Source organism: Coprococcus sp. AF51-11b1 (assembly GCF_027682785.1).
Classification (GTDB): domain Bacteria; phylum Bacillota; class Clostridia; order Lachnospirales; family Lachnospiraceae; genus Allocoprococcus; species Allocoprococcus comes.
In genome coordinates this window covers 98,565-113,796 of the sequence record NZ_JAQCZB010000007.1, presented here as the reverse complement: position 1 = coordinate 113,796, position 15,232 = coordinate 98,565, and the positions used below count along the sequence as shown (strand labels likewise).

Genomic DNA, 15,232 nt, shown 5'->3' with positions numbered 1-15,232 from the left:
TTATGTATTATCTTACAGATAGTTCAGTGGATTGACCGGTACACCACCTACATGAACTTCAAAGTGAAGATGTGGTCCTGTGGAAATTCCGGTCGTACCGACATTTCCGATCACCTGACCTCTTGCCACCGTCTGTCCCACGCTAACATTCATCGAACTCAGATGCTGATACCATGTCTGCATTCCATTACCGTGATTGATTACGATGTAATTTCCACGTGCACTGTTGTACTGTGCGGTAATAACGGTACCGGAATCAGCCGCATAAACTGCTGCTCCGTATCCTGCACCATAATCGATTCCGTCATGACCGGTTGTTGCACCTGCAGTCGGTGCCACACGTCCGCCAAAGCCACTGGTAATCGCTGCTCCCGGTACCGGATGTGTAAGTGATCCGGTTCCCGATGCACTTGCATTGCTGCTTGTATTGCCTGAGCCGCCTGAACTGCTTGTGCCTGACGAAGCTGATGCCTGAGCTGCCGCCGCTGCCTGTGCAGCCTGAGCGGCTGCCGTTGCTTCTGCTTCTTTTCTGCGGGCTTCTGCCGCCTCTGCTTCTGCAATCAGCTGCTTCAGTTTGTCAGCATTACTACTGATCTCAGATGTCAGGTTATCGATCTGAATGTTCTTATCAGCAAGAAGCTTTTCTACATTTGCCTGTTCTCCCGCAAGTTCATCCTGCAGGCTTTCCAGCTCTGCATACTCTTTTTTAAGTGCATTTTCTCTGTTCTCAACATCTTTTCTTGTATCTTCGTATTCTACAAGAAGTTCACGGTCACATTTGGAAATCTTGTTGATGTATTCTGCTTTGTTCAGCAGATCTGCAATACTGTTAGCTTCCATCAGGATCTCCAGGAATTCATTGCTCCCGTTCTCATACATATACTTGATACGTAGCTTCATCGTCTGGTACTGGTCATCTTCGTTGGCTTTCGCAGTTACCAGCTCTGTCTCTGCATCATTGATCTCCGTCTCTTTTGCAGTCAGATCTGACTGTGTCTTCTCCATTTTTGATACAATGGAATCCAGTTCAGAAGAAAGTTCCGACTTCTCCGCCTCAGCCGTATTCTTCTGCTGTTCCAGCTCCTGCTGCTTCTTTTTCGCATCCGAAATATCATCAGCCTGTGCCGGAATTACCATACCGAAGCAAAGTGTAAACGCCAGTAACGCCCCAAGTATCTTTTTCCCTCTTATCATATTCGTCTCCCTTAAATATTATGCGACTAGACTCTTAAGTGCTTTCTAATCGTAAAGAAACTTCCCACAAAACCAATTCCGATTCCCAGTAAAAGTCCGACCGGAAGCAGTGTCTTGTATACCTGCCCCACCGGAAGGAAATCCAGAATATTATTCAGCAGGCTGAATTTTGTAAGAATATAAGTAATTGCTTTATTATAAAGTACATAAAGGATACCAAGCGGAATCGCCGCACCGACAAGACCGATCAGGATACCTTCAATGATGAACGGTGCCCGTACAAAACCATCCTTCGCACCGATATATTTCATAATTGCAATCTCTTCCCTTCGGACAGTAATACCCATTGTGACCGTATTGCTGATCAGGAAAATGGATACTGCCAGAAGAATCGCAATGATAACAACCGATACATACCATACCAGCTTGTTCACACTGTTCAGTGTATTGGCTACGGTATCTGATTTGTTAACCTTGCGAACCCCGTCAAGGCTTTCCGCAAAGGAAACCAGCTTCTTCTGTGAAGCCACATCTGTCATATATACTTCATAGTTGTCAGATCCTGCCAGAGGGTTATCATTTTTAAATCCTTCTGCAAGGTCACTTGATTCGCCAAAATACTGATCTTTAAATGTATCCCATGCTTCGTCCGCAGACACATACTTGATATCTTTTACACCATCCTGCTTTTTAAGCTGTGCGCCAATATTATCAATCTGCTCCTGCGTTGCATCATCATTAAAAAATACAGTGATTGCCACACCTTCTTCTGCTTTGTGTACAATATACTGAAAGTTCATAATAATTGAGAAAAACAGTCCGAACACAAAGATACATGCAGCCATAGTTGCAACAGATGCCAGTGAAAACATCTTATTTCTTCCAATATTCTTAACTCCCTGTTTCACGGAGTATCCAACTGTACTAATCCTCATGCTTATACCCACCTTCTTGTTCGTCGCTGACAATGACACCCTTCTTCATCGTAATAACGCGCTTTTTCATCTCGTTTACAATTTCCTGGTTGTGAGTAACTACCAGAACTGTAGTTCCTCTCTCGTTCGCTTCTTCAAGAAGTTTCATGATCTCCCATGAGTTGGTTGGATCCAGGTTTCCTGTCGGCTCATCAGCCAGCAAAATAGCAGGCTCATTTACAACAGCTCTGGCAATTGCAACTCTCTGCTGTTCCCCACCGGACAATTCCTTCGGGAACGCTTTGTACTTCTGTGCCAGTCCGACAAGTGACAGAGCCGCCGGCACTTTCTTTTTGATGACACGGGTTGATTTTTCTGTAACCCGCTGTGCAAATGCAATATTCTCATAAATATTGCGGTCTTTCAGAAGTCTGAAATCCTGGAATACAACGCCGATTCCTCTTCTGTACTGCGGAATCTGGCGATGTTTCATACGATTCAGATTCTGACCGTTGACAATAATCGTACCTGACGTTGGTTCGATCTCCTTCATCAGAAGACGTATCAACGTAGACTTTCCGGAACCGCTGTCTCCAACTACGAATACGAACTCTCCCTGTTCGATCCGAAGGTTGATACCATTGAGTGCAGCAATACCCTTCGAGTATTCCTTGGTAACTTCTTTAAGTTCTATCATATGCTCCTCCTAATTATCCATACTCCGATATAACTTAATACTCCAGTGTTTCCATGTATTTCATATATTTGACTACCATCAGCGCGATCTTAAATGTGATTGCGTCCTCAAATACGCGCAGATCCAGTCCTGTGCTCTTCTGCAGTTTGTCAAGACGGTACACCAGTGTATTTCTGTGAATATACAGCTGTCTTGATGTCTCGGAAACATTCAGGCTGTTCTCAAAGAACTTATTGATGGTCGTGAGCGTCTCTTCATCAAATTCGTCCGGAGATTTCCCCTCAAAAATTTCGCGGATAAACATCTTGCAGAGCGGAATTGGAAGCTGATAGATCAGTCGTCCGATTCCAAGCGCACTATATGCAATAACTTCCTTCTCGTCGAAGAAGATCTTTCCTACATCGAGCGCAAGCTTCGCTTCTTTGTAAGACTTGGATACTTCTTTGATGTCATTGACGATCGTACCATATGCGATACGGACATTCTCTTCTCCTTCTGCTTTCAGAAGATCAAGAATCTCATGTGCAGTCTTGTCCATCTCCGGATATCCATCGCCAGGACCTAATTCTTTTACTACGATGATGTTCTTCTCATCAACAGCTGTAATAAAGTCCTTGCCCTTTCCACCCAGAACAGAACGGAGACTGTCAAGCGCACTGACATCTCTTTCCCGAGAAGTCTCAACTATAAAGATATCACGTTTTACCTCTGTGTCAATATGTAATTTTTTGGCGCGATTATAAATATCCACCAGAAGAAGGTTGTCAAGAAGAAGGTTTTTGATGAAATTATCCTTGTCAAAACGCTCCTTATATGCTACCAGAAGATTCTGGATCTGGAAGGCTGCAATCTTGCCAACCATATAAACATCTTCACTGCCGCCATTGGCGATCAGAATGTACTCCAGCTGGTGTTCATCATAAATTTTGAAAAACTGATACCCCTGAATCACCTGACTTTCTGCCGGAGATTCTACAAACGAAAGAACGGCATTCTCATAATCTCCAGGCTCCGGAAATGTTGTCGCCAAAGTCTTTCCATCTGTATCCATCACTCCAAGATCAATCCTTGTAATTGATTTCAACCCTTCAATCGTATTCTGCAGTATCTGATTTGATATCATATTCTCTCTCCTCCATCCTCCGTGGTTCTATACACTTTGTACAATCTTCATCCCCCGCAACTGTGGACTTAGCCATATACATATAATACTTTAATACATATTACCAAAAAAATAAAGAGGAAATCACATTTTTTTATGCATTTCCTCAATTGAGTTTATTATAAAATTTATTCTATCAAAAAAGATTTTTTGATTTTTTTTATTATTTTCAGTCTTTTGTCGCTTCAATTATACTTCTTTTCTTTTTTGCTCTTTTTTGATCTCCCGTTTTAAAATCCTTTTACCGATAAAATTTTTCAGGTGATCTGCCCAGTTCTCACCATTTGCAAAGGAAGCAATACTATGTCCTGTTCCAAACCACATTCTGGTATTCAGCTGCTCTTTGCACCGGTAAACAAACTGTTCCTGCCAAGGGAAATCCATGCTGGCAATCACACAGTCTACTTCTCCGCCGTTGACCAGATTGGTGATCCTGTCATCCTCACTTTCGTCTGCCGGTACTGCTTTCATACCGACAACCTGAATCCCACTGTATGCCTCATGCAGATAGCCCTGCAGTCTGTCTCCTTCTTCCTCAGATCCTGCCAGTATAAATATCTTACAGCGGTTCTTATGAAAATAATGGAATACCATCTTCAGCATCGTCTGATCCTCCATCTCCTGGATCCGCTTTCTATCTGTGATCTTTGCAGCTTCAAGAATCGCCATATCTCCCGGAAGCAGAAGATCCAGTTTCTCCAGCTCTTCCTTCATACCGTCAAGCTGTGTCGCTCTCATCAGGGTATCCACCGTAACAATATCTACTGTGTTAAGTTCTTCTGTCTGCATATATTCTGCAATGATCTTCATCGCATCTTTTGCCGTACAGTTATCAAGCTGTACGTCCAGTACGTTCATTTTTTCATTCATTTGCCTCACCCGTTCCATTTTCTCGGTTTTTGCGGTCAAGCGATTATATCAAACATACAGTGCTTTTTCAACAAACGTTGCAAAATATTCACATTTTTTAAAATTTGTAATATTATTGTAAATTCCCAGTCTCATTCTTCCTGGATTTTTTTGAAATGATTCCTCCGATCCGCCCGGTTTCTTTTGATGACAGACTCTTCCAGCCATCTTCCAGAACCTTATCGAGAAGTCCAAGCTCCTCCGCAATCTCGTATTTTACCCGCTCACTTGTTTCCAGATTGGGGATATCTTCGCGTCTGATTTTCTTTGTCTTTGTGCTTTTCATACCTTTCAACTCCTTTTTCAGAGTGTTTCCCCAATTACGGATTTTATACATTTATACCTGGTTATTATAAAAGAAGCCGGAAACATTACTTCCGACTTCTTCTCCTTCTGCCTTTTCTTTATCGGCAAAGCTCTCTTATTTTTTATTCTGGATCCGGAATGATAACTGCTGCAACAAAATAGGCAACCACGGCAGTCCCACAGCTTACGCAAGCCAGCAAAACACCTCCAAGCCGGATCAATGTAGGATCGATATTAAAATATTCTCCAAGACCTCCACATACACCGCAGATCTTACGGTTTGTTACGGATCTGTATAATCTTTTCTGTTCCATAAAAATTCCTCCTAAAAGTTTCTCCTATTTTTGTGTTTCTTCTATTATATATGTGTTTCATCTGATAGATTTTTCTGTCTATGTTAATTCTAATGGAAACGGATCTCCACGCTGCCTGCTCCGTTCGATATCTCAATCGTGCGTTTACTGCCATTATCGATTGACTTCTCTGTGCTTAAGCCGCCAAGATCTATATCTTCTCCAATTTCTATCGAACCGGCACTACTATCCAGTTCATAATTATAATCCTCCACTTTTCCTTCCAGATTCAGTGTGACGCTTCCAGCACCACAGTCAATGTCCACTTCTTTTTCCACTGTTCCATAAAAATCCAGACTTCCGGCACCTGTTTCTACATCTAACTCCTCTATATCTGCATTTTTTATTGTACAGCCTGATGCCCCGCTTTCAATCTTAAGGCTTTTCGCATTTAGTCCATCGATCTCTGCTGTTACTGCACCATATTCCATGTCCACCTGATCGAACTTGTAATCTCTTGGAAGATAGATCACAAGTATTCCCTTTACGTTTCTCACATTTTTGAAATCGAAACTGCTGCGCATTTTCGTTGTTATTTCCAGGGTTTTCCTGTCATCGGACAGTCTTTTCTGCACTGCATCTTCCGTTTTCATCCTGGAATCATCCACATGGATCTTATCATCCGTCCCCGTCTTGATCTGTACCTCACTTGCACCGATATCAAGCTTCAGATTCTCTACGTTCGAAAATGTCTCCCCTGATACAACATTTTCTGTCTCTTCCGGCTCATCATCGTCGTCATCATCCCAATCTTCCTCGAAAGAAACGTAATTCTTTCTTATAATACCAATTCCATTCGGATATGCTTTTTCAAACTGTGAAAATGTGACTCCAAGGCATAACGCAATGATACAAAATACAACTCCTGCCCCTGTCAGGCTTATAATAACTGTCCAGAAAATCTTCCATCCTTTTTTCATCTGCATTCACCTCTCTTTTTCTGAAATGGTCTGCGACAAAGATTTACAAGACCACGGAACATCATTGGAATCAGTTTGATGCATCCCCATCCGATCAATACTGTAAATACTGCCCCAAGTGCCAGCAGCAGGCAGCCGACACCAAGCATTCCAATTCCAAGAACCGGGGAATAAAACAGCTGACCAAATCCGTGAATCCCCAACAGAATCCCTACGGCTGCGGTTGCAACTGCTGCCACCCAGATTGCTATTGCTGATATTGCAAGTACGACCAGAACTCCAAATGCCGCCAAAAGAAGACCAAGTGCTGTCGGAACTACAATTGGAAGCCCAATCAAAAGGATACAGATGATCAAAATGATCTTGCCGGCACTAGATCTCTTCCGCGGCATTTCTGTCGTCTGACCCGCACCATATCCCTGATTTCCCGCATATGTATATCCCTGATTAGAATTGGCTGTATAAGAATACTGTCTTTCTGAAAATGGATTCCTGTCATTCTGTGACTGGCTTTCTCCACATGTCTCCGAATAGCTGTCTTTATAATAGCCATCTTTTCCCGCCGGATACTCACTGGTATCAAAACGTCTGTCCTGATATCCTCTCTCTCCGTACTCTCCATAACTTTCCGCCTCATCGGTATTGCCATTTACCCCGGAACGAATCGTATCTGCAAGCTTTGCAGGACTTCCCAGCTCTTCGATTACCTTTTCTTCATTCTCGCTTCCGGCATCATCAAAATAATCGTTGTAATACTGCATTGCTTCTTCTCTTTCTTCTTTCGAAATTCCTTGAAGCAGTGCATCTAATTCCCTCATATACTCTGTACGGCTCATTCGGCTGCACCTCCCTCGAACATCTCTGTAATCTTCCTTGTGTAGTTCTTCCATTCGACTTTATACAAATTAAGCTGTGCCATTCCTTTTTCTGTAACTTTATAGTATCTGCGGTTTCTTCCGTCAAACTGCATATCGTAGACTTCCAGGCATTCATCTTTCTGAAGTCTTCTGAGTACCGGGTACATCGTTGATTCCGATACATCCAGAACTCTCCGGACATCCTGTGTGATCTTATATCCATAGGTTCCTTCCTGTTCCCGTGATACAACGGCAAGCACGATTGCATCAAGGAGGGCAGCTCCGGTGTTAAATACCATATGATTCACATCCTTTTATTGTTTGTTATATTGTTTTGTTAAGCATATTATACGTTATATAATATAGTAAGTCAATGTAATATTGTATAAGACTTTCTGAAGATTTCCTAAAGAAATGGGTGGGAGACGGATGGTGGGAGGGAGGTTGTGACAGCTTGCGGATAGAAATAAAGTCCACCGCTTCCCACGGGGCGAAATTTGAAGGATTGTGAAAGGGGGGGGACGGGTCGACTGCAAAATTTGGAGAAGGGAAGTTATATAAAGAGGCGCAGCGCCCCTGGGTGGATAGTTTCGTTTGGTATTATGTTTTGGATAAAGGAGACGCACAGCGCCTGTAAGGCGACTGTGCTGGGGGATCAAATATTTTAAATATGGGGGTAAAGAAAATATGTAATTACTATTTGAATGATTAGAATAATAGGGATTCCTAATTTGAATTTCAGGTGGCGGGTTTTGTGGTGGTAGTGTTTCATGGCGAGGAGGGCGGCTGGGGAGCCGCCCAGAAGGGCCAGGAGGATGAGGGTGCGTTCGGGGATTCGCCATTTGTTTTGGCGGGCTTTGGTTTTATCGGCGGCGTAGGTGAAGTAGATGATGATGTTGATCAATAGCAGGTATGCCAGGAGTATTATTTTAATCATTTTTGTAGCCCTCCAGGTGGATTTCTTTGCAAAGGGTGAAGGAGTAGATGATCTGTTCTTTTACTTTTTTCCGGGTGATCTGTTCGAGGGCTTTTGTGTAAAGGCGGAGCTGTTCTTGGTAGCGGTCTTTTAGTTCGGCTTCGGTTTGTACACGGTCGGTTTTATAATCGAGTACGATGATTTCTCCGTCTTCTTCAAAGTAAGCATCAATAATTCCCTGGATCAGTACCATTTCACCCTTTTTCTGATCCGGATAAAATTCTTTTGCATCTACACCGAGAACAAACGGCTGCTCGCGGTAAAGTGTTTTTGCCCTGGCTGCATTTTGCATTCTTTTTCCCACATTCGTATTAAGAAACTCCATAATTTCTTTTTTTTGAATACACCCGGCTGTTCCCGCATCCAGGTATCCTTCGTTTTTCAGATTCTCTATGTTTTCCCGCAGTAAATCCATCGTATATATTTTCGTAAAATCAAGAAGCTCCATTACTTTATGATAAGCTGTTCCTTTTGTTGCTCCTTTTACCTCTTCTTCCTCTTTCATAAAATTCGGAAGGATTGGAACAATCTCCTCTTCCGGAATCAGTATTTCTCCATCTTCTTCTTCCGAAGCTGCCGCATATTTTTTCAGCTCTGACACGGTGTACTTCATTTTCATCTGATCTTCACCCTGATACGGATATCTGTAGGAAAATGCTTCCTCGATTTTTGCCCGAAAACGTTCATCCGTCACAGCCATCGGATGTTCTTCTGCTTCAATTTTTTCAAGGAACACCTCTTTTTCCAGATAATCTGCTGCTTCCTTATCCACTTCACCTTCTACAAGCGTATCAACACCAATCACTTTTAATTCGATTGGAACTTCTTCTGTTTTACGCACTGCCGCCGGAAGGATCCAGTCATAATAAGACGTTGCACGTGCAAGTTTTGTAAAGTCCAGTGTTTCTTTCTGACTGTTTTCCTGTTCCAGCTGACAGGCTTCCAGTTTGTCTGCCGCATGTGGAACCGTTCCGGTAAGAATCAGCTTTTCCTTTGCACGTGTAAGTGCTACATAAAGCACACGAAGCTCCTCACCAAGATTTTCCAGACCGATTTCATTTTGAATAACTTTCTTTAATAGCGTCGGAGATTTGGTTCGCCGCTCCAGATCGATCGCATCGATTCCAAGCCCCAGATCCGGATGGATCACAACGCTTGCCGTGGTATCCTGAATGTTGAACCTCTTTCCCATTCCGGTCACGATCACAACCGGGAATTCCAGTCCTTTACTCTTATGGATACTCATCAGACGAACTGCATCCGTCTGCTCATCGTAAAGCCCGGCTTCCCCAAAGTCTACATTATATTTCTTGAGCTGATCAATATAACGGACAAAATGATACAGTCCCTTATAGCTGGTTGCCTCAAATGCCTTTGCCCTGGTGATCAGCATATCAAGATTCGCGCGCCTTCCTTTTCCTCCTGGCATTGCCGCGATATAATCCCGGTATCCTGTCTTTTTCATGATCTCCCACAGGAGATCATGGATTGCCGTGTACGGTATCCGCTCCCGGAAATAAAAGAGCCATCCAAATACATCGCGCACTTTTTTCAGAATGCCCGCCGGAAGATCTGTCTTTTTTTCCGGATCCGCTGTTTCCAGTACATTCTGATAAAATGGTACTTCTGCATTCAATTCTCTGATCTGTGCCAGTTCCTCATTTGTCATTCTTCCAAACGGAGATTTCAGCACCGCAACGAGTGGAATGTCCTGACGAAAATTGTCAAGTACACGCAGATAATCCATCATCCATCCAATTTCCAGAGTTTCAAAATACCCATCTGCTGATTCAGCCAGAACCGGTAATCCCTCCTCCTGCAAAATTCGTGTAACAGTATCGGTCCATCCTGCAGGGCTTCTTGTCAAGATTACAATATCCTGATAGCGTACCGGTCGCAACATTCCCGTTTCTTTATCTACAATCTGCTGACTTTCCATCAGCTCTCCGATTCTTTGTGCGATCAGACGGACTTCCAGCTCTTTTGCCGTCTGGCTTCCGCTTCGCACAGAAAGCCCGGTATCCTCTTCCTCACTTTTTGTATCCAGAAGAAGGATTTCTGTTTCATTCTTTTCGGATTCCGGGTAAGAAGCTCCCACATAAAGTGCAGCATTCTCATCGTATGTGATCCTTCCAAGCTCTTCAGTCATGATCTGTCGGAAAATGAAGTTTACCGCATCCAGCACTTCTGCACGGCTTCGGAAATTTTTGTGCAGATCGATTCGCCTGTTTCCTCCGGCCGTCAGACTGTAGGTATTGAATTTTTCCATGAAAAGCTCCGGCCTTGACAAGCGGAAACGGTAAATACTCTGCTTCACATCTCCTACCATGAAGAGATTATTTTCCCCTCTGCTGATCCGGGACACACTGGTCAGGATCGCCTCCTGGATCAGGTTACTGTCCTGATATTCATCGATCATTACTTCCTCAAATGTATTCTGATACTCCTTGGCTACCTCAGAAGGCACTCTTTTTCCGTTTTCTTTTCTTGTCAGGATCTGCAAGGCAAACTGTTCCATATCCCGGAAATCGATCAGATTTTTTTCTGCCTTCTTAGCTGCAAGTACCCTCTGGTATTCTTTTACCAGACTGACCAACTCATGCATCACCGGAATGCAGATTTTCCGGTCTGCTTCCATCTCAGATGGCGGCTGAAAAAAATAATTGTTTCGAATGTCATCGATAAGTTTCTTCCAGGTATCCCGATAGGCTCTTACCTGCTCTCTTTTTGTCGGATCTACTGCGTCATCTTTCTTTCTGGACAAAGTTTTCCATGCTGGCTTTTCTTTCAGTGCCTCATACATTTCTTCATAGCTCTTTGCCGCAAAAAGCTTTCTCAGAACTTTCTGATCCGCTTCCAGCATATCTCCATACATATACGGTCCGTCCGGTTCCATGCAGATCTGGTCCGCTTTTTCCATCAGCATCTGCATATCCGCAACTGTTCTCCGGATATACTCCATCACCTTTTCAATATAAATGGCTTTTTCCCCGCTCTCTTCGTACATCCTTGCACAGTCATCCAGCCACTCCTCCGGATCCGGATAACTTCCGGCAAATTCATACAGTCTGCTGATGATTTCTTCCACCTGCAGATCTTCCCTTCCGGTTGCAAAAGTCTCCACAAAACGCAGGAAATCCTCGTTTCCTTCTTCATATTTTGCTTCCAGAAGCTCTTTCATCACGTCCTGCTTCAAAAGCTTTAATTCTCCTTCTTCCGCAATACGGAATCCCGGATCCAGATCGATCGTGTGAAAATACTCCCGGATCACAGACAGGCAGAAGCTGTGGATCGTTGTAATCTTTGCTGTATGGATCAGGGCAGACTGCCGCTTCAGATGTTCACTTGACGGATCCTCCTCCAGCTCCTTCTCAATCGCAGCACCGATCCTTTCTTTCATCTCAGCCGCCGCCGCCTCAGTGTAGGTCACGATCAGCATATGGTCGACATCCACCGGATTTGCATCCCTTGTCAGTCTCGCAATAATCCGCTCCACCAGAACAGCAGTTTTCCCGGAACCAGCGGCTGCTGACACCAGAATATTATGATCACGCAGGTCGATCACCTGCTGCTGTTCTTCGGTCCATTTTACTCCCATGTCTGCTTCTCCTCTTCCAGCTTCGCCATAATTTTCTCCATTACAATTTCCTTCGGAAGCTTCTCAAGCTTCCGGTATTCATATCCTTCGATCTGCTCATCAAATCCGCAGATATCCCGGTATGGGCAATACGTACAGCCATTTTGTGTACCCATCTCATACGGCAGTGCCTCCGCCTTTCCGCGGTACATTGCTCCCTGAAGATCAGTCCGTCTTTTCTGTGCATAAGTCAGCACTGCATCAAACTCTTCCGGCAGAAGCATTTTGGATGCTTTGGAATAGCCGCTTTTCGTCTTTCCTGCCGGAATCACAAGCGAATTCCCCGAAAAATCCGCATCCAGTCTCTGAATCACGGCATCCTCCTGACGGATGATTCCATCCAGCCGAAGCTCCTTTAAAATTGCCTCTTCCAGTTTTTCTTCATCCAGCTCTTTCCCGACGATCGGATCCTTCATCCGATAGTAGAAAATGCCTGCCGGCACAATCTTTTTACCCGGATGTTTTCTTTCCTCCAGCCGGACTGCTTCTTCCATATACACCACCAACTGCATCTGCAGACCATGATAAAAAGCTGCCATATCAAAACTCTTCGCCCCGGTTTTATAATCCAGGATCTTCACATAGACCTGATCTTCCGTCTCACATGTATCGATCCTGTCAATCTTTCCGCTTCCAAAGCTTACCTCATAGCCCTCCGGTTTAAAGCTTCCCTTCCGAAGCTGCTTTGTCATCGCCCAGACCGTCCGGTTCATCATACGTTTCATACGTGGCACGATATACGCGTTCCGCGCACTGCTGTAGATTACGGTATTGCTGTAATCTACGATACTCTCATCCACGCTTTCCGACGCAAACTGTTCCTGCTGCTCCTTTGTAACCTCAGTCCATTCCAGGCCTTCCCGTTCTACCCGTCGGGCATATTTTTCCAGTGCTTTATGAAAAATATTTCCAAAATCAAGAGCAGCAAATTCATAGACCTCTCTCTCCTTAAGGCGAAGTCCATAGGTCAGAAAATGCGCACAGGCACAGGCAGCAAATTTCTCCAGTCTTGAAATGCTTGGTGCCCAGTCTCCATAAAGCTTCCGTGCGGTCTGCAAAGTCAGATCGTCCTCCGGCCTGCGGTATCTGCTGATCCTTGCCAGATCGTGCACCTTTTCGCTCCAGTCCTCCTGCGCACAATACCAACGGTACAGCTCCTGCCAGCTGCCTTCCTCCATCTTTTTCGGGTTCTGTAATCCTTCGATCAATGACCCGATCCCGGTCTGTGGAAGCATTTCTTTTGTCTCCATCCCATACTGATCCATATTAAATACAGGAAGCTTTGTATACATCCGCTTCAGATCCCCGATCAGATATGCCGCCCTCCTGCTCTTTCCATCGGCCGATACTTTACTGTAGGTCAGCATCAATTCTTCCGTCGGCTTTGTCATGTGCAGATACAGATAAAATTTCTGGATGTAACTTTTTTCTCTTGTTCCCGGTGCAAGCGCAATTCCTCTTTCTTCAAAACGCTCCCGGTCTCTGTCTGAAATCAGTCCACCTGCGGATGCATTTCCCGGAATCAGAGAATCATTGACTCCCAGAAGAATCAGCGCCCGGATATCTTTCAGTCTCGTTCGCTCAATATCTCCTGCCATCACTTCATCCAGACTTGGCGGAATTACACCGATCCTTGCCTCTTCCATTCCGGCATCCAGAAGCTCCCTGTACTCTTTGAGCGCAATCCGCTCATCTCCAAGAAGACTTACAAACTTGTCAAACAGCTCCATCACCACACGATAGATCTGTGCATATTCTTTTGCAAGTGCAAGCTCTCCTGCTTCTGTAAATTGATTCTCCAATACTTTTACCTGCTTCTGGATTTCTTCTTTTTCCAGAAATTCACAGATTGCAAGCGTCACATCCCGCACTGTCTTCTGACGCTGCTTTAAGACAAACACCAGATCTTCTGTTTTTTCCACAAAGCATACCCGGAGATGATTCAGTACCTCCAACTCTTCCTCGGTCGTATCCTTCGCTCTGCGGATCCATTTTTCCTGCCATTTTTTGTAACCACGGATGCCCAGCGCAAGTACATAATTTTCCAGAAGATCCAATTCCTCACCGGTAAATCCGACCAGATCCGTTCTTAAGAAACGGAACACACTTTCTGCAGAAAAATTCTGTTCTGCCATCGCAAGAAGACTCCGGATATACTCCACAAAAGAATTTAAAAGTACATTCCGCTTATAATCCATGAAAACCGGAATCTCATACTCCCGGAAAGTCTTCTCGATCTCATCCGCATAGAGATTCATGTCACTTGCGATCACCGCGATCTCCCGGTAACGATATTCTTTCTTACGAATTAAAAAACGTATCCTCTGGGCAGCGCATTCTACTTCCATCCTGGGATTTGCCGCTGCATAAACCCGCACATTTGACTGCTTTTCCCTGTAAGTCCTGCCACTGTAACGGAACAGTTCCTTCTCCAGAAATGCAAGTGCCGGCGCATTTCTAAAACGCCAGACCGGCTCCTGGTACAGACAGACCGGCTCTTCGACCAGCACCTTTTCCTCCCCTGCAATCTTCACAAGAGACGTCACCATCTGCTTACTCAGCGCAAACAGCTGATACTTGTCTTTCATCACGTAAGGATCTTCCCTCTTATCCATCGTGACAGTAATCATCACCTTCTGACAATGATGCAGCATTTCCCCCAGTACCTTGTTCTGAAGCGGCGTAAATCCGGTAAACCCATCCAGCGCGATCACACTGTCCTTCAGCATTCTCGATTTGTCCATCACATTGCAGAGAATGTCCAGAATTTCTTCTTTTGTAATATATTTATCTGCAAGATATTCTTCAAATGCCTGATACATCACCTGGATATCCTTCAATTTCCAGGCAAGATACGAAGACTCATCTGCCTCCGTGATCATATCATCCATGCCATCCGGGGAAATGTTGTACTGCGTCAGCTCGGAAATAACGGATTTCACCTCACTGATGTAACCTGGCTTTTTGATATTTCCTTTTAAAACCTTTAGCGAATCTTCTTTTTTCCCCGCGAGTCGCCTGAGAATCAGATTCTTTCCTTCATCATCCAGAATCTCCCTGCTTCCATTCCCTGTTTCTTCCAGAACACGAAAAGCAAGACGTGCAAAACTCAGCACGTCTATGTTCATAATTCCATGTCTCGGATGCCGCAGGACCAGTTCCTTCTGCGTCTGCATCGTGAACTGTTCCGGCACCAGAATAATATAATTAATATCAGGATGTTTCATTGATTCCCGAATGATATGTTCATATAGATAATGTGACTTGCCCGAACCCGGATTTCCAAAAATAAACTGTAAAGCCATCT

Annotated in this window: 13 protein-coding genes; all 13 read right to left on the bottom strand. The window is 44.3% G+C overall.

Translation table 11 applies throughout. From position 1 onward, the window contains the following. Positions 1–12: 12 nt before the first annotated feature. The gene (locus tag PGY05_RS08555; RefSeq protein ID WP_270475681.1) at positions 13–1,194 is read right to left on the bottom strand and encodes a murein hydrolase activator EnvC family protein; all 1,182 of its coding nucleotides are present in this window, start codon (positions 1,192–1,194) and stop codon (positions 13–15) included. Between the two features lie 26 nt (positions 1,195–1,220). Further along, positions 1,221–2,129 carry a permease-like cell division protein FtsX gene (ftsX, locus tag PGY05_RS08550; RefSeq protein WP_270475680.1) on the bottom strand — a complete coding sequence of 303 codons (909 nt, stop codon included), beginning with the start codon at positions 2,127–2,129 and terminating at the stop codon, positions 1,221–1,223. After that, a complete protein-coding gene (gene ftsE / locus PGY05_RS08545) occupies positions 2,119–2,805 on the bottom strand; it encodes a cell division ATP-binding protein FtsE (protein WP_008372900.1) in 687 nt (228 codons plus the stop codon). Before ftsE ends, ftsX begins: the two co-directional genes overlap by 11 nt. A gap of 34 nt (positions 2,806–2,839) precedes the next feature. Continuing rightward, positions 2,840–3,928, bottom strand: a complete 1,089-nt coding sequence (locus tag PGY05_RS08540) for a PucR family transcriptional regulator (protein WP_055156356.1) — start codon at positions 3,926–3,928, stop codon at positions 2,840–2,842. Positions 3,929–4,156: 228 nt separating this feature from the next. Next, on the bottom strand, positions 4,157–4,837 hold the full coding sequence (locus tag PGY05_RS08535; RefSeq protein ID WP_022220992.1) for a WecB/TagA/CpsF family glycosyltransferase: 681 nt from the start codon (positions 4,835–4,837) through the stop codon (positions 4,157–4,159). 112 nt (positions 4,838–4,949) lie between these two features. Continuing rightward, positions 4,950–5,162: a small, acid-soluble spore protein, alpha/beta type gene (locus PGY05_RS08530; protein ID WP_022220993.1), complete on the bottom strand. Its 213-nt coding sequence runs from the start codon at positions 5,160–5,162 to the stop codon at positions 4,950–4,952. A 142-nt stretch (positions 5,163–5,304) separates the two neighbouring features. Next, on the bottom strand, positions 5,305–5,496 hold the full coding sequence (locus PGY05_RS08525; protein WP_008372894.1) for a PspC domain-containing protein: 192 nt from the start codon (positions 5,494–5,496) through the stop codon (positions 5,305–5,307). Between the two features lie 89 nt (positions 5,497–5,585). Beyond that, positions 5,586–6,455, bottom strand: coding sequence for a DUF4097 family beta strand repeat-containing protein (locus PGY05_RS08520; protein ID WP_270475679.1), 870 nt, complete (start codon positions 6,453–6,455; stop codon positions 5,586–5,588). Continuing rightward, entirely contained in the window at positions 6,452–7,291 is an 840-nt protein-coding gene (locus tag PGY05_RS08515) for a DUF1700 domain-containing protein (RefSeq protein WP_270475678.1), read from the bottom strand. The genes PGY05_RS08520 and PGY05_RS08515 overlap by 4 nt, the downstream gene beginning before the upstream one ends. After that, positions 7,288–7,611 (bottom strand): PadR family transcriptional regulator, encoded by a 324-nt coding sequence (locus PGY05_RS08510; protein WP_008372886.1) that lies wholly within the window; start codon positions 7,609–7,611, stop codon positions 7,288–7,290. Before PGY05_RS08510 ends, PGY05_RS08515 begins: the two co-directional genes overlap by 4 nt. 365 nt (positions 7,612–7,976) lie before the next feature. Further along, entirely contained in the window at positions 7,977–8,249 is a 273-nt protein-coding gene (locus PGY05_RS08505; RefSeq protein WP_270475677.1) for a DUF1294 domain-containing protein, read from the bottom strand. Continuing rightward, the gene (gene addA, locus PGY05_RS08500; RefSeq protein ID WP_270475676.1) at positions 8,242–11,886 is read right to left on the bottom strand and encodes a helicase-exonuclease AddAB subunit AddA; all 3,645 of its coding nucleotides are present in this window, start codon (positions 11,884–11,886) and stop codon (positions 8,242–8,244) included. The genes PGY05_RS08505 and addA overlap by 8 nt, the downstream gene beginning before the upstream one ends. After that, the gene (addB, locus tag PGY05_RS08495) at positions 11,877–15,230 is read right to left on the bottom strand and encodes a helicase-exonuclease AddAB subunit AddB (protein ID WP_270475675.1); all 3,354 of its coding nucleotides are present in this window, start codon (positions 15,228–15,230) and stop codon (positions 11,877–11,879) included. The genes addA and addB overlap by 10 nt, the downstream gene beginning before the upstream one ends. Positions 15,231–15,232 lie beyond the last annotated feature (2 nt).